15 protein-coding genes are annotated in these 16,940 nt (G+C 72.2%); 4 read left to right on the top strand and 11 right to left on the bottom strand.

What is annotated here, in order from left to right; genetic code table 11:
• Positions 1-38: 38 nt before the first annotated feature.
• Both VGX25_RS25700 and VGX25_RS25705 read right to left on the bottom strand, forming a co-directional pair.
• On the bottom strand, positions 39-1,160 hold the full coding sequence (locus VGX25_RS25700; RefSeq protein WP_326920473.1) for a serine protease: 1,122 nt from the start codon (positions 1,158-1,160) through the stop codon (positions 39-41).
• A gap of 168 nt (positions 1,161-1,328) precedes the next feature.
• Positions 1,329-2,846 carry an amidase gene (locus VGX25_RS25705; RefSeq protein WP_326920474.1) on the bottom strand — a complete coding sequence of 506 codons (1,518 nt, stop codon included), beginning with the start codon at positions 2,844-2,846 and terminating at the stop codon, positions 1,329-1,331.
• A gap of 34 nt (positions 2,847-2,880) precedes the next feature.
• Between VGX25_RS25705 and VGX25_RS25710 the strand changes: the two genes are divergently transcribed.
• The 3 genes from VGX25_RS25710 (at position 2,881) to VGX25_RS25720 (ending at position 7,218) form a co-directional block, all read left to right on the top strand.
• The gene (locus VGX25_RS25710) at positions 2,881-4,329 is read left to right on the top strand and encodes an FAD-binding protein (RefSeq protein ID WP_326920475.1); all 1,449 of its coding nucleotides are present in this window, start codon (positions 2,881-2,883) and stop codon (positions 4,327-4,329) included.
• Positions 4,330-4,597: 268 nt separating this feature from the next.
• A complete protein-coding gene (locus VGX25_RS25715) occupies positions 4,598-5,572 on the top strand; it encodes a TIGR03885 family FMN-dependent LLM class oxidoreductase (protein ID WP_326920476.1) in 975 nt (324 codons plus the stop codon).
• The gene (locus VGX25_RS25720; RefSeq protein ID WP_326920477.1) at positions 5,563-7,218 is read left to right on the top strand and encodes an alpha-amylase family protein; all 1,656 of its coding nucleotides are present in this window, start codon (positions 5,563-5,565) and stop codon (positions 7,216-7,218) included. Before VGX25_RS25715 ends, VGX25_RS25720 begins: the two co-directional genes overlap by 10 nt.
• A gap of 90 nt (positions 7,219-7,308) precedes the next feature.
• Here VGX25_RS25720 and VGX25_RS25725 read toward each other — a convergent pair whose 3' ends face one another.
• The gene (locus tag VGX25_RS25725; RefSeq protein ID WP_326920478.1) at positions 7,309-8,376 is read right to left on the bottom strand and encodes a DNA polymerase IV; all 1,068 of its coding nucleotides are present in this window, start codon (positions 8,374-8,376) and stop codon (positions 7,309-7,311) included.
• A gap of 32 nt (positions 8,377-8,408) precedes the next feature.
• Positions 8,409-9,299, bottom strand: coding sequence for a hypothetical protein (locus VGX25_RS25730; protein ID WP_326920479.1), 891 nt, complete (start codon positions 9,297-9,299; stop codon positions 8,409-8,411).
• A gap of 210 nt (positions 9,300-9,509) precedes the next feature.
• Between VGX25_RS25730 and VGX25_RS25735 the strand changes: the two genes are divergently transcribed.
• The gene (locus VGX25_RS25735; RefSeq protein ID WP_326920480.1) at positions 9,510-12,737 is read left to right on the top strand and encodes a S8 family serine peptidase; all 3,228 of its coding nucleotides are present in this window, start codon (positions 9,510-9,512) and stop codon (positions 12,735-12,737) included.
• Here the strand turns inward: VGX25_RS25735 and VGX25_RS25740 are convergent.
• From VGX25_RS25740 to VGX25_RS25770, 7 genes are all read right to left on the bottom strand, one after another.
• Complete coding sequence (locus VGX25_RS25740; RefSeq protein WP_326920481.1) at positions 12,709-13,266, bottom strand: hypothetical protein; 558 nt, start codon at positions 13,264-13,266, stop codon at positions 12,709-12,711. The two genes, VGX25_RS25735 and VGX25_RS25740, sit on opposite strands and share 29 nt — an antisense overlap.
• An 18-nt stretch (positions 13,267-13,284) precedes the next feature.
• Complete coding sequence (locus VGX25_RS25745; protein ID WP_326920482.1) at positions 13,285-13,434, bottom strand: hypothetical protein; 150 nt, start codon at positions 13,432-13,434, stop codon at positions 13,285-13,287.
• The gene (locus tag VGX25_RS25750; protein WP_326920483.1) at positions 13,416-13,970 is read right to left on the bottom strand and encodes a hypothetical protein; all 555 of its coding nucleotides are present in this window, start codon (positions 13,968-13,970) and stop codon (positions 13,416-13,418) included. The genes VGX25_RS25745 and VGX25_RS25750 overlap by 19 nt, the downstream gene beginning before the upstream one ends.
• Positions 13,954-14,439 carry a hypothetical protein gene (locus VGX25_RS25755; RefSeq protein ID WP_326920484.1) on the bottom strand — a complete coding sequence of 162 codons (486 nt, stop codon included), beginning with the start codon at positions 14,437-14,439 and terminating at the stop codon, positions 13,954-13,956. Before VGX25_RS25755 ends, VGX25_RS25750 begins: the two co-directional genes overlap by 17 nt.
• 12 nt (positions 14,440-14,451) lie before the next feature.
• Positions 14,452-15,126: a hypothetical protein gene (locus tag VGX25_RS25760; RefSeq protein WP_326920485.1), complete on the bottom strand. Its 675-nt coding sequence runs from the start codon at positions 15,124-15,126 to the stop codon at positions 14,452-14,454.
• Positions 15,127-15,247: 121 nt separating this feature from the next.
• The gene (locus VGX25_RS25765; RefSeq protein WP_326920486.1) at positions 15,248-15,454 is read right to left on the bottom strand and encodes an MbtH family protein; all 207 of its coding nucleotides are present in this window, start codon (positions 15,452-15,454) and stop codon (positions 15,248-15,250) included.
• Entirely contained in the window at positions 15,447-16,721 is a 1,275-nt protein-coding gene (locus VGX25_RS25770) for an MFS transporter (protein ID WP_326920487.1), read from the bottom strand. The genes VGX25_RS25765 and VGX25_RS25770 overlap by 8 nt, the downstream gene beginning before the upstream one ends.
• Positions 16,722-16,940: the final 219 nt, after the last annotated feature.

Raw genomic sequence — 16,940 nt, forward strand, 5'->3', positions numbered from 1 at the left:
TGGATCTGGGTCGCGACCCAGATCCATCAGACACGTCCTCAGAGCAGCGAGCGGATCTGAGGTTCGATCAGCTCGATGCGCACGCCCTGGTTGGGGCAGCCGCCGAAGTGGTGCAGGGCGATCGCCCGGTGCGTGGTGCGGGACAGCACCACCGAGCCGGACGAGCCGCCCGCGGTGTCGCACATGTACGAGATGTCCGCGCCGGCCGAGCTGCCGTTCACGCCGACCGCCCGCACCTGGCAGTTCCCGGTCGACGTCGAGGAGTCACGCAGGCCGAGCTTCTTCAGCTGCCCGCCGGGGTGCTGGACGATGTACATCTGCTCGCCGACGGCCGGCCGCCGGGTGTCCAGCTCGATGAAGCCGAACCCGGAGATCGCGCTGAAGTTGTTGACGGTGAACAGGGTGTAGTCCAGCGCGGCGTTGGTCCGCAGCACCTGGGAGGCCAGCACCTTGGTGGTCGCCGCGGCCACGGTTCCGCCGCACGTGGTGCAGTCGTAGTTGAACCACACCTCGATCCCGGTGGGCGAGGTGAAGCAGTGGTTGTTGGTCAGCATCCGGTTGTTCGGGCCGACCCGCCAGCCGGTGCACAGCGAGCTGCCGTTGCGCAGCAGCCTGGCCACCGGCCGGGTCCGGCCGTACTCGGTGGGGTTGCTGGACTGGAAGCAGACGACGTCGCGCCAGTCGTTGGTGCCGCACACGCTCATCGGCTGCGGGCGGGCGGCGAACTCCGCCGGCGTGAACCCGCGCGCGATCTTGTCGATCTTCGCCGCGCCGCGGCCGTGCACGGTCACCACGGCGGTGTCACCGGTGATCGACATGGCCCAGAACCCGGTGGCGTCCGGGGTCGCGGTCAGGCCGCCGGTGGCGGTGTACCGGTAGGCCTCGGTTCCATCCACATTGGACACGCTGATCTCGGTGCCGGGCCGGAGCTTCAGCCCGGCCAGGTGCACCTTGACGTACCAGGCGCCCGGCCGGCTGATCGTGGTGCTCCTGGCGTGGGACACAAGGGCGAACACCGACTCCTCGGTGCCGACCTCCTCGCCGGACTGCGCGATCGGCGCCGCCGCGCCGGATTGTTGGGACGGAAGGACTATCGCAGATGCGGACACCGCCGGGATCACCAGCGCCGCGGCCGCGAGGAGTTGCAGGATTCTCCTCAACGTTCCACCTCTTCGGTTAGCAGGGTAGGAGCGGAGCGGGTACACGCTCCGCACACAGCCGTGCACGGCACGACGTCTCGATCGTCCGGCCCGGCGGAGATCCGGTCACTCCAGCGATCCGCGTAAGCGGCTCGGCATTCGGCCTACGCCGTTGGGCGGATCGGTGTACTAATCCCCTAGGGATACCGGCGGGACACGGGTGTGCCAGTCGGTCACCTGCTGGTAGGCGTCGGCGACGGCGGCGAGCAGCGGCTCGGTGCCCGCGGGGCCCATCAGCTGCGCGCCGACCGGAAGTCCGGATGCGGTGAAGCCGCAGGGAAAGGCGATAGCCGGCAGCCCGGTGAGGCTGGCCGGGAATGTGAACGGGGTGAGCAGCGGGATCAGCGGAACGCCGTCGTGCTCGGAGATCCCGTGCGGCAGATCGCTGATCGGGCTGGTGGGCAACAGGATCACGTCCACCCGGCCGAACAGCTCGGCGTAGTCCCGCCGGATCGCCGCGCGAACCCGTTGCGCGTGCAGGAAATCCGCGACCGGCACGGTAAGGCCCGCCTCCAGCAGCGCCGTGATGTCCTCGGCGAACGGCTCCTCGCGCCGGACGTGCCCGCGGAACTGGGCGGAGGCCTCGGCAAAGACCAGCAACGCGCCGGCCGCCTGCGTGATCTCCAACGAGGGCAACGTGACGTGGTCCACCTGCGCCCCGAGCTCGTCGAGGGCGTTCGCCACGGCCACCTGGTCGGGCGTGCACACGTCCGCGACACCGATCCGCACCCTGCGCGGACCAACGGCCACCGTCTCCGGCTCCGCCGGCGCCCGGTGGGTGAGCACCCGCAGCAGCAACAGGCAGTCCTGCGCGCTGCGCGCCATCGGTCCGACCACATCGAACGACGGCGCCAGCGCCATCGCGCCGGCGCACGGCACCAGCCCGAACGTCGGCCGGATCGCCGTGGTCCCGCAGAACGCCGACGGCAGCCGCAGCGATCCGCCGGTGTCGCTGCCCAGCGCCATCGGCACCTGCCGCGCGGCCAGCGCCGCGGCCGATCCGCCGGACGAGCCCGAGGTCATCCTGGTGGGATCCCAGGGATTGCGCGAATGCGGCGTGGACACGCCGCAGGCGATCTCGTGGGTGGCCGTCTTGCCGACCAGGATGCCCCCCGCGGCCCGGATCCGGTTGACCACGGTGGCGTCCCAGCGCGGCAGGCGGCCGGCGAACACGGTGCTGCCGCGCTCGGTCGGCACGTCCCTGGTGTCAAGCAGGTCCTTGACCGCGAACGGGATCCCGTGCAGCACACCGGTGGGCTGCCCGCTGCCCGCCCACGCCACCTGCCGGCGCGCCGCGTCATCGGTCAACCGGACGAACGCATGGACCACCGGCTCGGTGCGTTCGATCATGGCCAGGCAGGACTCCAGCAGCTCCTTCGGTGACAGCTCGCCGCGCCGGATCGCCAGCGCCGCCTCGAGCACACCCAGCTCGCACGGCCGGGTCGCGCCGGGCGGCTCGCCGAATGCCTCGTAGCGCACCGGGATCTCGCTCGGCCGGGCGTCCGGCACCTCGTCGTCCCGGATGCCCTCGACCTCCGCGATGGCCCGCGCCACCGCCGTGATGTACGGCGTCGCCCGGTTCAGCCTGATCAACCGCTCGCGCGTCGGCTCGAGACCCACCCAGGTGGCCACGCTCCTGAGGTCCACCTCCCGCACTGTAGTCGTGGGTTAAGGTCCTGCCATGGCCTTACGTAGCGCCGGGTTCGGCCGGCGGGCATTCCTGACGGGCGCCGCCGCGGCAACGGTGGTCGCCTTCGACCCTGTTGGGCTGGGGTGGATCACCGAGGCGGACGCCGCGGACGGCATCGAGGTCCCCGGGCTGGACGGCGAGCTGGTCGTCGATCCCGAGGCCCTGGCCGAGGCGGCCGAGGACTACGGCCAGATCGTGCACCGCCGACCGATCGCGGTGCTGCGGCCGGGCTCGGTGCGCGACATCCTCGCGATGGTGCGGTTCGCCAACCGGCACGGCATCAAGGTCGCGATGCGCGGGCAGGGGCACTCGGTGTTCGGCCAGGCGCAGGTGCTGGCCGGCGTGGTGATCGACTCGCGGACGCTGGCGACGATCCACGCCGTGTCGGCGGCCGGCGCCGTCGTCGACGCCGGGGTGCGCTGGGTGGACCTGATCCGGGCCGCCCTCGCGCGCGGCCTGACCCCGCCGGTCAGCACCGACTACATCGGACTGTCCGTCGGTGGAACGCTGTCCGTCGGCGGGATCGGCGGCGCCAGCTCGCACCACGGCCTGCAGGTGGACAACGTGCGGGAGCTGGAGGTCGTCACCGGCGACGGGCGGCTGGTGCGCTGCTCGGAGCGGGACGACGCCGAGCTGTTCCGCGCCGTGCTCGGCGGGCTCGGCCAGTTCGCGATCATCGTCCGGGCCACGATCAGGTTGGCGCCGGCCGAGACCACCGCGCGGGTCTACCGGCTGTCCTACCCCACCGTAGCGGCTTTGACGGCCGCGCAACGGATCGCGCTGGCCGACGGCCGCTTCGACTACCTGGAGGGGCAGGTCGTCCCGATCGAGGGCGGCGGCTGGGGCTTCCTGCTCGAGGGCGCGGTGTTCTTCACCCCGCCGGCGGTGCCGCGCGACGACGAGGTGCTCGCCGGGATGAACCCGGCCGCCACCGAGATCGCCGAGCTGCCCTACTTCGGCTGGCTGGACCGGATCACCGCGATCGTCGACCAGCTCAGGCAGCTGCGGCTGCCCAACCCGTGGATCAACCTGTTCCTGCCAGGACCGGCCACCGACGCGCTGGTGGCCGGCGCGCTTGACGGGCTCACCCCGGCCGACACCGGCGGCGGCCCGATCCTGCTCTATCCCGTACCGCGCGCCCGGCTCACCCGGCCGTTCGTCGTCGTGCCGGACAGCGCCGTGGTGTTCCTGTTCGCCATCCTGCGCATGGTCAGCCCACCCGACGACGCCGTCGTGCAGCGCCTCCTGCGGGCCAACCGCGCCCTCTACGACCGTGCCCGCGCGGCCGGCGGCACCCTGTACCCGGTCAGCGCCCTTCCCATGAGCCCGGCGGACTGGCGGGCGCACCTCGGCGCCGCCTACCCCCGGTTCGCCAGGGCCAAGTCCCGGTTCGACCCCCGCAACGTCCTCACCCCCGGGCAGGGGATCTTCTGTATCTGATAGCTCGGGCTGTGTTTTCTAGCTCGGGCAAGGCCGCCCTGTCGCCTTCGGCGAGCGGCCTCGGGTCGGGTTGGCGGGACGGTTGCGGGCCGGTGTGGGTGGTGGGGTGGCGTGGGTGGTCGGCTGACGACGTCTGCGGGCAGGGCTCGTTCCTCGCCCTGCCCTGGTCGTCGTGGGGCGGCCGCCCTCGCCAAAGATTGGCGACCCCAGCGCAGTTTCGGAACGCGCGCTGAGGCATCGAACGGGCCAGCCTGGGTACTGCCTGGGCATGACCGTCTACGGCTTCCATGCATCGCACGAGCAGGTGCATCCGCGCGAGTTGCTCGATGCCGTCGTCCTGGCCGAGCAGGCCGGGTTCGCGGCGGGGATGTGCTCGGACCACTTCTCGCCGTGGAGCGCGCGGCAGGGGCAGTCGGGGTTCGCGTGGTCGTGGCTGGGCGCGGCGCTGCAGGCGACCGGGCTGCCGTTCGGGGTGGTGAACGCGCCGGGTCAGCGGTACCACCCTGCGGTGATCGCCCAGGCGATCGCGACGTTGTCGGCGATGTTCCCGGACCGGTTCTGGGTGGCGCTGGGCACCGGTGAGGCCAGCAACGAGCACATCACCGGGGATCGCTGGCCGCGCAAGGAGCTGCGCAACGCGCGGCTGCGCGAGTGCGTCGACGTGATCCGGGCGCTGCTGGCCGGCGAGGAGGTCAGCCACGACGGGCTGGTGACCGTGGACCGGGCCCGGCTCTGGACGCGACCCGACGAACCGCCGCCGCTGATCGGCGCCGCGGTCAGCGTCGAAACCGCCCGCTGGTGCGCGGAGTGGGCCGACGGGCTGATCACGGTCAACGCGCCCGCCGACCACCTCCGCCGGATGATCGACGCCTACCGGGAGGCGGGCGGCCGGGGCCGCCTGGCGCTGCAGGTGCACCTGTGCTGGGCCGCGGACGACGACACCGCCCGGCACGTCGCGCACGAGCAGTGGCGCAGCAACGTGTTCGCGCCGCCGGTGTGCTGGGATCTCGAGCTGCCAGAGCATTTCGACGGCGCCGCCCGCTTCGTCACCCCGGACGACGTGGCCAGGGTGGTCAACGTGTCGGCCGATCTCGGCCGGCACGCCGAATGGCTGCGGTCCTACGCCGAGCTCGGCTTCGACGAGATCTACCTGCACCACGTCGGTGCGCACCAGGAGGCGTTCCTCACGGTGTTCGGCGAGGCCGTGCTCCCCCGGTTGATGGGGGTGGCGTCGTGGAGCTGACCAGGACCGCCGACCTGTGGTGGAAGACCGCGGTCGTGTACTGCCTGGACGTGGAGACGTTCAGCGACTCCAACGGAGACGGCCACGGGGACTTCCGCGGGCTGGCCCAGCGCATCGACTACCTGGATCGGCTGGGCGTGACCTGCCTGTGGCTCATGCCGTTCTACCCCTCGCCCGACCGCGACGACGGGTACGACATCACCGACTTCTACGGGGTGGACCCTCGGCTCGGCACGCTCGGCGACTTCGTGGAGTTCCTGCGCACGGCGCGCGACCGTGGCATCCGGGTGATCGCCGACCTGGTGGTGAACCACACGTCGGACCGGCACCCGTGGTTCCAGAGCGCGCGCAGCAGCCGGGAGTCGCCGTACCGGGACTGGTACGTCTGGCAGGACGAGCCGCCGCCCGGCGCGGACAAGGGAATCGTCTTCCCGGACAAGGAGAAGAGCATCTGGACCTACGACGAGCGGGCCGGCCAGTACTACCTGCACCGGTTCTACAAGCACCAGCCCGACCTCAACGTGGCCAATCCCGCGGTGCGCGACGAGATCGCCAGGGTCATGGGATTCTGGCTGGAGCTGGGGCTGTCCGGCTTCCGGGTCGACGGGGTGCCGTTCCTGCTGGAGACGCAGGGCAGCCCCGACGCCGAGCTGCTGCCCGACCCGCACGACTACCTGGCCGACCTGCGGGCGTTCCTGTCCCGCCGGTGCGGCGACGCCGTGCTGCTCGGCGAGGTCAACCTGCCCTATCCGGACACGATGCGCTTCTTCGGCAACGCCGAAGGCGTCGGCGACGAGCTGACCATGTGCTTCGATTTCGTCGGCATGCAGAGGATGTACCTTGCCCTTGCCCGGTCCGACGCCGGCCCGCTGGCCGCCGCGCTGCGCGAGCGGCCGCAACCGCCGCGCGACGGGCACTGGGGGACGTTCGTGCGCAACCACGACGAGCTGACCCTGGACAAGCTCACCGAATCCGAACGCAAGGAGGTGTTCGACGCCTTCGGCCCGGCGCCGGAGATGCAACTGTACGGCCGCGGCCTGCGCCGCCGGGTGCCGACCATGTTCGGCGGCGACCCGCGGCGGATCCGGCTGGTGTACAGCCTGCTGTACTCGCTGCCCGGCACCCCGGTGCTGTTCTACGGCGAGGAGATCGGCATGGCCGAGGATCTCCGCGCCGAGGGCCGGCTCGCCGTCCGCACCCCGATGCAGTGGGCGCCCATCCGCAACGGCGGCTTCTCCACCGCCGACCCGCGGCAGCTGCCCGGCCCCATCCCGAACGGCCACTATGGACCGAAGCAGGTCAACGTTTCGGCGCAGGAACGCGACCCGGACTCGCTACTGTCGTGGATCCGGCGCCTCATCGAGCGCTACCGTGAGTGCCCCGAGCTAGCCTGGGGCCGCTACACCGTGCTCGACACCGGCGTACCCTCCGTGCTCGCCCACCGCTGCGACATCGACGGCACGGTCATCGCGCTGCACAACCTCGCCGACTCCGACGCCGAGCCACGCCTGTCCCTCGACCCCGGCTCCGTCCTCACCGACCTCCTGCACGACGAGCACACCACCGTGCCCGACAACGGAACCGTGTCACTGCGCCTCGGCCCCTACGGCTGCCGCTGGCTCCGGCTCAGCCAACCCGCCGGCTAACCGGCCCAATCGGACAAGACCGCGGCACGCGAGGTGGCTGAACACGCACGGGCGCAGCACGGTCTTTCCCGGGATTTCCGAATCGGCGGGTCATGCCGATTGTCCGCTGTTTTCCGCGGAGTGCGCTCGGAGGTCGACGCGGACGCCGAGTAGGCGGACCGGGCGGGTGAGGGTGAAGCGGTCCAGGACGGTGCCGGCGGCGTGGATGATGTCGGTGGGGTTGCGGGTGGGGGCGGGCAGGGTGGTGCTGCGGGTTCTGGTCCAGAAGGTGGCGGTTCGGACGGTCACGGCGACCCGGGTGACGGTGTGGCCGGCGGTCAGGACCTCGTCGGCGATCTCCTCGGCCAGGGCGGTGAGGCGGGTCCGGATCTCGGTGGGGTCGGTGAGGTCGCTGGGGAAGGTGGCCTGGCGGCCGCGGGACTTGGGCTCGCGTGGGGTGGTCACCAGCTCGGTGTCGGCCGCGCCGCCGCCGAGGGCCAGGTCGCGCAGCCGGGGTCCGATGGTCGGGCCGAACCGCGCGGCGAGCCACTCCGGGTCGGCGGCGGCCAGGTCGGCGACGGTGCGCAGGCCCAGCTCGGCCAGCGCGCGGGCGGTGCGGGATCCGATGCCCCACAACGCCTCTGTGGGGCGCGGCGCCATCACGGCCATCCAGTTGCCCTCGTCCAGCCGGAAGATCCCGGCGGGCTTGGCGAAGCCGGTGGCCAGCTTGGCCCGCTGCCGGGTGTCCCCGATGCCGATCGAGCAGCTCAGCCCGGTCTCGTCGGCCACGGCCCGGCGCACTCGGCGGGCCAGCGCCTCCGGGTCGGTGGTGCGGGCGCCGACGAACGCCTCGTCCCAACCCCAGCTTTCCACCTGTACCGGCATCGCCCGCAGGATGGCCATCACCTCCGCGGACGCCGCCTCGTAGGCCGCCGCGTCGGCCGGCAGGAACACCGCGTCCGGGCACCGCCGGGCGGCCACGGTCAGCGGCAGGCCCGCGCGCACCCCGTGCTCGCGGGCCTCGTACGAGGCGCATTGCACGACCTGCCGGCGCTGGGTGGGGTCGCCGGAGCCGCCGACCACCAGCGGCCGGCCGCGCAGCTCGGGGCGGCGGCGCAGCTCCACCGCGGCCAGGAACTGGTCCAGATCCACGTGCAGGATCCACGCCGGGACGGGCATGGCCCGAGCCTATGCCCGCCCTACGACCGTCCTCACCTCCCGCGACCCGCCTGCCGTTCGGCGACCAGACGGATCCCGCCGGGCTCGACCAGCAGCACGGACGGGACCAGCTCGGAGTCGGCGTAGCCGGACGACAGCACCGCGTCCCGCACCTCGCCGGCCAGGCTCGAGTCGGCGTCGGCCACGAGCAGCTCCTGCGGGCAGGGCAGGCCGACGATCAGCCGCGGCCCGCCGACCAGCGCGCACATCCGCTCGTGGAAGTCGGGCAGCGTGACGGCGGAGGCGACCGGTGTGCCGTCCCGGTGCAAGCACAGCAGCTCACCCTCGGCGCTGCTCTGCCCGTCGATGCGCAGCCCGGTGACCAGCGTGGTTCCCGCCTGCGCCAGCAGCTCGCCGAACGGCACGTCGCCCAGCTCCCGGTGCCGGTGGTGGGTCAGGTGGCTCATCCCCACGGTTCCGCGCGGGGTGAAGGCCACCGACGCAAGCGCCACGTACACGCGGCCGGCGACCACCGTCCGGTGCGGCATCGCCTCGAGCAGCTCGGCCCACGGCGACGACGCGCTCCACAGCACGGGCAGCAGCTCGCCGTCGCCGGACTCCAGCTCCTCGGCGCGCCGGCGCAGCATCGTCTGCCTTGCCGCCTCGAAGGCCTCCGCCCAGCCGTCCGGGTCCGGCCGCTCGAAGCTGTAGTAGACGGTCGCGGCGGGGAACATCCGCTCGATGAACAAGCCGTCCACAATGGACGGCTCCCATTCGCACAGCAGCGCCACCACGTCCTCCGGCCGGGCCCCGCGCTCGCGCTGCACGGCGGCCCAGGCCTGGCGGACGCAGTCGTCGTCCATGGTCGGCGCGTCGGCCGCGGCCCGCTCGTCGTCCTGGCCGAACTGGAACACCACCACGTTGCGGGTGGGATCGGTATCCACAGTGGACCTCTCTGCCGTCGGTTCCGACGAACCCTGCCGGATCCACGGCGGGCCGGGCCACCGCCGGTGCACCACCGACAACAACGACTGCACGCGTGGACAACTCGACCGCGGGCCGGTGCGGCCGAGCGGGACACCTGGCTTTACGCGAAATGGGAACGATGCGATGTTAGCGGGGCCGTGATCGGAAGCGATGTGAGGAGCATGCGCTTGCTATTCAAACTGAAGACCGCAGTGGTGGTGATGGCGCTCGTGACGCCGGTTCTCGGCGGTTCGGCGGCGGCGGCGCCGGTGGCGGGCGGGGTGGCGGCCGGCGGTACGGTCGTCACGCTCATCACCGGTGACCGGGTTCGATTGTTAGGCAGGCCGGGCGGTGAACCGGTGTTCGGAATCGAGCCGGCGCCCGGCCGGGAAAATATCGGTTTCGTCCGCGAGTCGCGGATCGACGGTGAGCTGACGGTGGTGCCGGCGGATGCCGTCGGGTTGGTGGAGCAGGGACGGCTCGACCCACGGTTGTTCAACGTGTCGGCCCTTGTTCGGCACGGCTACACCGACGCCGGGCCGAAGCTGCCGTTGATCGTGTCCTATCGCCATTCCGGGCCGGCCGCCGCGACGGCGGCGACGACCGTTCGCGAGCTGCCGAGCATCAACGGTGTCGCGGTGGCGCGGGACGGGGCGCGGGCGGGTGAGTTCTGGCGCTGGCTGACCGGATCGCCCGACGTGGCGAAGGTGTGGCTGGACGGCGTCGCGACGCCGCGGCTGGACGTCAGCGTGCCGCAGATCGGCGCGCCGGTCGCGTGGCAACGGGGCCTGACCGGCGCCGGTGTGACGGTCGGCGTGCTGGACTCGGGGATCAAGGCGGATCATCCCGACCTGATCGGCAAGGTCGTCGAGGCGCGGGACTTCACCGGCACCCGGCCCGATGCCGGCGACGACATCGGGCACGGCACGCATGTCGCCGGGATCATCGCCGGGACCGGCGCGGCGTCGGGCGGCCGGTACCGGGGCGTCGCACCGGACGCGAAACTGGTCAGCGGCAAGGTGTGCGTGAGCTTCGGCTGCCCGGAGTCGGCGGTCATCGCGGGCATGGAGTGGATCGCGCCCAGGGTGCGCGTGGTCAACATGAGCCTTGGCGGCGAATCGACCGACGGCACCGACCCGATGAGCCAGGCGGTGAACAACCTGACGGCGCGGTTCGGCACCCTGTTCGTGGCCGCCGGGAGCAACGACCGCTCGATCGACCTACCCGACCCGACCAACTCCGTGTCCTCCCCCGCGGTCGCGGACGCCGCGCTCGCCGTCGGCAGCGTGTCGGCACAGGACGCGACGAGCCCGTTCTCCGGCCCGGGACCACGGATCGGCGACCACGCGGTGAAGCCGGACATCGCCGGCCCCGGTGAGAGCATCGTGTCGGCCAGGGCGCCGGGGACGCCGGCCGGCGACCAGAGCCCGGTCGACGCCAACTACACCGCGCTGTCCGGCACGTCGATGGCGGCGCCGCACGTGGCCGGCGCCGCGGCGATTCTCCTTCAGCAGCACCCGGACTGGCCGGCCGGCCGGCTCAAGCCGGCGCTGATGAGCACCGCGCGGCCGACCGCCGGGGTGTTCGAGCAGGGCGCGGGCCGGGTCGACGTCGCCCGCGCGGTGACCCAGAACGTCACGGCCACCGGCGGCAGCGTCAACTTCGGATTCCTTGCCTGGCCGCAGAACGGACCGGTGACCAGAACGGTCGGCTACCGCAACGACGGAAGCTCCGCCGTGACCCTCCGGCTGGCCGCCGACGGCGTGTTCACCGCACCGAGCCGGGTGGTGGTGCCCGCGCACGGCACGGCGGAGGTGGCCGTCTCGGTCGACCCGGCCGGTGGCGCGACCGGCCTGCAGGGCGGCCGGCTGACCGCGACGGCGGGCGACGTCGCCGTGCAGACGGCGCTGTCGGCGTTCATCGAGCCGGAGAGCTACAACCTGACCGTGCGCCTGATCAGTCGCGCGGAGCGCAGCTCGTCGGTGGTGCGGGCGGTCAACGCGGAAACCGGGCAGGCGTACGGGATCCGCGGCGGTCTGGCACGGTTGCCCAAGGGCCGCTACGACATCAACGCCCTCGACGTCGCGCCGGACTCCTCGGCCACCATGCTGTCCATCCCGAACCTGACGCTGGGCGCCGACGCCACGGTGACGCTCGACGCAAGGGCCGGCCGCCCGGTGACCGCGACGGTGGACCGGGCCAACGCCCGGTTCCAGGTCGGCGAGCTGAACCTCTTCTCGGCGCCGGCATCCGGCGATCGCAGCTCCTCGTTGAGCTATGTCGCGCCTCAGGACGCCAGGTTGTACGCCGTGCCGACGGCCGGCGAGGTCACCGACCATACCTACGCGTTCAGCTTCCGGGCCACGCTCGGGCCGGTGACACCGGAGACCGGGGCGGGTGACTTCGTCTACCAGCTGGCCTTTTTCGAACGGGGACGGATTCCGGCCGACACCGCTTACCGCCCGCGGGATCGGGACCTGGCCAGGGTCGACACCGTCTACCACGGTCAGGGTGCGCCGGGTACCGCCCTGCGGGCCGACTACGCCCGGTTCCCCATCCCGGCCGGCGTGGGCATCTACGCGACCGCATACCAGTACTCGTTGCCGGCCGGGCGAATCGAGCTCTACACCGCCAACCCGGACGTCACCTGGGAGCACCTGCTCAGCGTCACGGACGCGGAGCTGTCCGACGCCGAGACCTACGTCTCCCGCCGGTCCTACCGCCCCGGCGGGTACCGGGCCGGGTGGAACCGGGCGCCGCTCAGCCCCGCCTTCGGCGAGGCGCAGGACGGTTTCGGCGTGTTCCGGGACGGCACGACGCTGCAGTTCGCGGTATCGACGCTGTCCGGCAGCGACCCGAACCAGGTCACCTTTCCCCCGACCGGGCTCACCGGGACGACCACGCTGCTCAGGAACGGCACGGAGATCGGCACGAGCCCGGTGCCGGGCGTCGGCGTCTTCACCGTGCCGGACGCGTCGGGCACGTACACCGTGCGGGTGAGCGCCGACCGGGCGGTGCCGTGGTCGGTCGTGGCCACCCACGCCGACGTCGAGTGGACGTTCCGCGACACGGTCGATCCCGGCACCCCGCTGCCGGTGCTGGTCGTGCGGACGATCGGCGCGGTGGACGCGCAGAGCAGGGCGCCGGCCGGCCGGCCGTTCCCGTTGCTGCTCAAGGCCCAGCACCAACCGGGCCAACCCGCGGTCCGGCTGGCCGCGCTGCGGGTCGAAGCGTCCTATGACGACGGTCGCACATGGACGGTCGCACCCGTGGTCAGCGGCGGGGACACCGGGCTGGCGGTGCTGCGGCACCCGGCCACCCCGGGCTTCGTGTCGCTGCGGGTCGGCGCCCGGGACGTCGACGGCAACTCCGTGAGCCAGACCGTGATCAGGGCATACCAGACCACAAGGGGATAGCCAGGAGCGAGACCATGAAGGCGGCGCCGGTCAGCCCGGCCAGCGTGCGCGCATGGTCTCGCCACTCCCGGTGCCAGCCGTCATCGGCGCCGTACCGCAGGCTGGACGCCGTCATCAGCGCCCGGCCGAGGCCGAACCCCGCGCCGGCGCACAGGGCCGGCGGCAGCGGCGCGACCATGAGCACCGCGACGGCGCCGACGTAGGGCAGGCCGCTCGGCAGGTACGTGCGCGCTCCCGTGCCCATCTCCAGACCGAACTGCAGCGGACCCAGATGCCGGCCGAGCCGGAACACCGTCTCCGGCACCAGCCGCCTGCTCTCCGGCAACCTGAACGCCAGCAGCCCGAGCCGCCGCAGCAGCACCGCGATCAGCGCCACGCCGACCACCGCCAAGCGGACCGGCATCGGCAGCGGGGCACGCACCAGCGAGCCGACGACGACCAGCACCGCGGCCGTGAGCGTGCCGCCGGCCAGCAGACCGGCGACGAACGCCAGACGTGGGGAACCCCGCCGGACCGGCGAGCTCAGCACAAGGGCCGAGTTGCGACTTCAGGTCGAGCCGCTGGTGGCGAAGCCCGCCGCGGCGCCCATCGTCAGCCACAGCGCCGGCGGCAGCCCGGCGACCGCCGCCGCGCCGGCCGTGCCGACGAGCCCGGCCGCCACGGTGACGGGGTGCCAGCTCAGCCGGGTGAGCGGCATATGGTCAGGAAGGTCTGGCCGTTGTTCGGGCCGCCCCAGTACGTGGTCAGGCCGTCGGAGCAGCGGTAGACGCGCCCGTCCGGGGTGGTCCACCTCCAGGCGTTCCTGGCCGTGATCTCGCCGCAGAGGGTGGAGATCGGCACGTGGTCGGCCTGGACCGTGCCGTAGCTCCAGGTGCCGTTCTTGTGCCAGCCGGCATCGCAGTACGTGGTTCCCCGCCAGGCGCCGCCGAAGCAGGCCGGGTAGGTGTTGACGTACGCCCCCGTGGTGTCACCGAGCTCGTCGTAGCCGAGCGGGTAGGCGTCCCGGCAGTCGGTGCGGTCCCACCCCCGCAGGCCGAACGGCCCCGCCTCGGCACGGGCCTTCCGGCCGCGCACCAACGACAACGCCAGCGCGCCGACGGTCACGGCGCCGAGCGCCGCGGCCCGCAACACGGTCCTGCGGTTGCCGGCCACGGTCAGCTCGGTCAGCGCGCCGGTCCGGCCGGCATCGATCGATGCGTCCGCGTCGGGGATCTGGTCAAGCGTCAGCGACATCGGCACTCCACTCGGTCACCATGTCGTCCACTTCGGACACTCGGGTGGGCAGCACCAGCTCCTCGACCCGGCCCGCGCCGTCCACCTTCATCAGCACCGGCGACGCCAGGTGGGATATCGCCCGCCAGGAATCGCGGTCGTGCACCACGTCCAACCCGGTCGCGAGCCCCGCCAAGGCCGAGGCGTCCTCGTGGGTGAGCACCGTCGCGCCCGGCGCAATTCGGCCGAGCCGCTCGGTCGCCGCCACGCACAGCGGGCACCCGGAGTCCACGGCGAGCACGATCCTCGTGCGGCCGTCGGCGAATCCCGGACCCAGGGTGATCTCGGGTCGTGCCGACGCGAAGCCCTTCTCCTCGCGCAGCACGATCCCGCGCAGCAGCCGGACCTCCCGCATGACCGCGGCCAGCGCGCAGAACAGCACCACGATCGCCACCCAGACCAGGATGTGATAGGCGATGATCGGTGACATCCCCGCCTCCGCTCAGTCGTGCCAGGCGACGTCGATCTCGGCGAGCCAGTCCAGGCCGCCGGGGTCGGTGAGGTGCACCTCGGCGAGGCCGGCGGGGCAGCCGAGGATGAAGGAGTACCTGCCCTCCGCACCGGGGACGGCCGCCTTCCACACCTCGCCGTACCGGGTCCGAGCCCCCGCGTGCTTCGGTACCAGGGCGAGCGCCTGCCGGGGCCCGGGAATCGACATCGTGCCGCGACCCCGGACCACGACGGCGATCTGCTCGGTCATCGTGTCCATCAGCGTCGCCGCCCGCGGCCGCACGACCATGCCGCCGACCCGGTCGGTGATCTCCAGCGAGGCGAACAGCGCGGCCACCCGGTCGCGGCCGGGCGCCGGGCCGGCGTACACGGTCATCAGCTCGTGATAGGACCCGATCAGTGTCGCGACCGACGACCGCTGGTCGTTCGCCTCGGCCACAACGACTTCCCGCCCGTGCATCAGGAACCGGTCGCGGCTGGCCGCCGGGGCCACGTAGGTGCAGGCGAACTCGTGATAGCCCCGCGGGCCGATCTGGAACCCCGTGCCGTAGGAGCCGCCCGCGAACCGCACCCCCGCCGCCACGCTGGAAACCGGCCGGTCCGAGGGAAGGGCGACGCTCACCCGCCGCCCGCTCGGCGCCACCAACTCCAGCCGTTGTGAGGCCATGCCGCCCCTTCCCTTCGGAGTCCGTGCCAGTTGGTGAGCATCGGATCACGTGAAATGTCGGTACGGCAAGCCACGCGTGCATTTCGCACTACGGCGTTCGGCGTAGCGACGGGCCGCGGCCTCAGTTCTGCGGGGCGGCGTCCATCTGCTCGCGCAGGCTACGCGGGCGCATGTCGGTCCACACCTCGTCGACGTAGGCCATGCACTCCTCCTTGCTGCCCTCCTTGCCGACGGCGCGCCAGCCGGCCGGGATGTCGTGGTCCACCAGCCACAGCGAGTACTGCTCCTCGTCGTTGATCAGTACCTGGTACCTGGCGTCGTCATCCATCTGCTGTCCCTTTCTCGATCGGTGAACTCATTACGGTGGTAGGGGAATCCGCCTCGGCGGGCGGCGTTCGTGGAAAGCTGCGCATGGTCGGGCTGACCGTGATCGACAGCGTGAGCAGCGCGATGCCGCCCGCGCAGAGCAGCATCACCTGGTTGCCCGGCACCAGTTCGAGCAGCGCGCCGCCGGCCGCCGGTCCGGCCGCCGCGGCGATCCCGCCGGCCACGCCCATCACGCCGCTGAGCCGGCCGCGCAGCTCGTCCGGGGTGACCAGCAACTGGTAGGTGTCGATGGCGGTGTTCGTCGTCGGCGCCAGGAACGCCATGGCGGCCAGCAGCAATCCCATCAGGTAGCCGCTGGAGACGAACACCGAGATGGGCGTCAGCGCCGTCAGGATCCAGCACACCCCGACGATCGACCCGTACGGGCTGAGGATCCGCATCAACCGCGGCGCGACCACCGCCCCGAGCAGCCCACCGGCGCCGAACATCGCCGCCATGATGCCGATCTCGCCGGTCGGCACCCCGCGCTGCTGCGCGAGCACGATGATCACGAGGTAGTACGCGGCGAAGAACAGGTTGAGGCCGACGACGCACAGGGCGGTGGCGCGGACGTGCCGGTGCCGCCACATCCACCGCACGCCCTCGGCCATCTCGCGGCCGAGGTGACGCATCGGCGTGGACCGCACCCGGCGGGGCGGCATCCGCAGGAACAGCAGTGCCACGAACGAGACCGCGTGGGTCACCGTCTCCACGACGAACGGCACCACCCGGCCCACCGCGAACAGGAAGCCGCCCGCCGCCGTGCCGGAAAGCTGGGCGAGGAAGGACCGCGCCGAGTTCATCGCCAGCGCCGTCGGCAGCTGTTCGGCCGGAACGACGTTGGGCAGGCTGGCCTCCTCGGCCGGCTCGAACATCGACCCGCACACGCCGAGGACGGCGGCGACCACCACCATGTGCGCCACGGTCGCCGTGTCCCACCACAGCGCGAGGACCAGGCTGCCCACCGTGACGGCCTGCACCGCCTCGCAGGCGAGCATGACCGTCTTGCGGTTCCACCGGTCCACAAGGGCGCCCGCCGGCAGCCCGGCGAGCAGGTGCGCGGCCGCACTCGCCCCCAGCACCAGGCCGGACGCCCCAGGCGATCCGGTGACCACGAGCACCAGCAGCGGGAAGGCGATCGAGGTGACGTTGATGCCGAACTCCGACAGCGCCTGGCTTCCCCACAGCAGCTGGTAGTTGTGGTTGCGGGACAGCGGCTTGAGCGTCATTCGAAACTCCGATCAGCGACGGCGGGCCGCCGGGTGGTGCTCGCCACCGGTCGCGACGGCAGGCCGGAGGTCTGCCCGAGCGATCGGTCCAGCGACCAGCCCAACCATGGCGACCACGGACCGCGAACACCACACGGCACGCTGGCCCGCCCGAGCGGTCGGACCGGCGACCACGGCGGCACGCAACCCGCGACCCTTGTTTCGAAGGGCTCGTTCGGA

It is taken from the genome of Actinophytocola sp. (assembly GCF_035942955.1).
In the GTDB taxonomy this organism is placed as follows: domain Bacteria; phylum Actinomycetota; class Actinomycetes; order Mycobacteriales; family Pseudonocardiaceae; genus DASYTH01.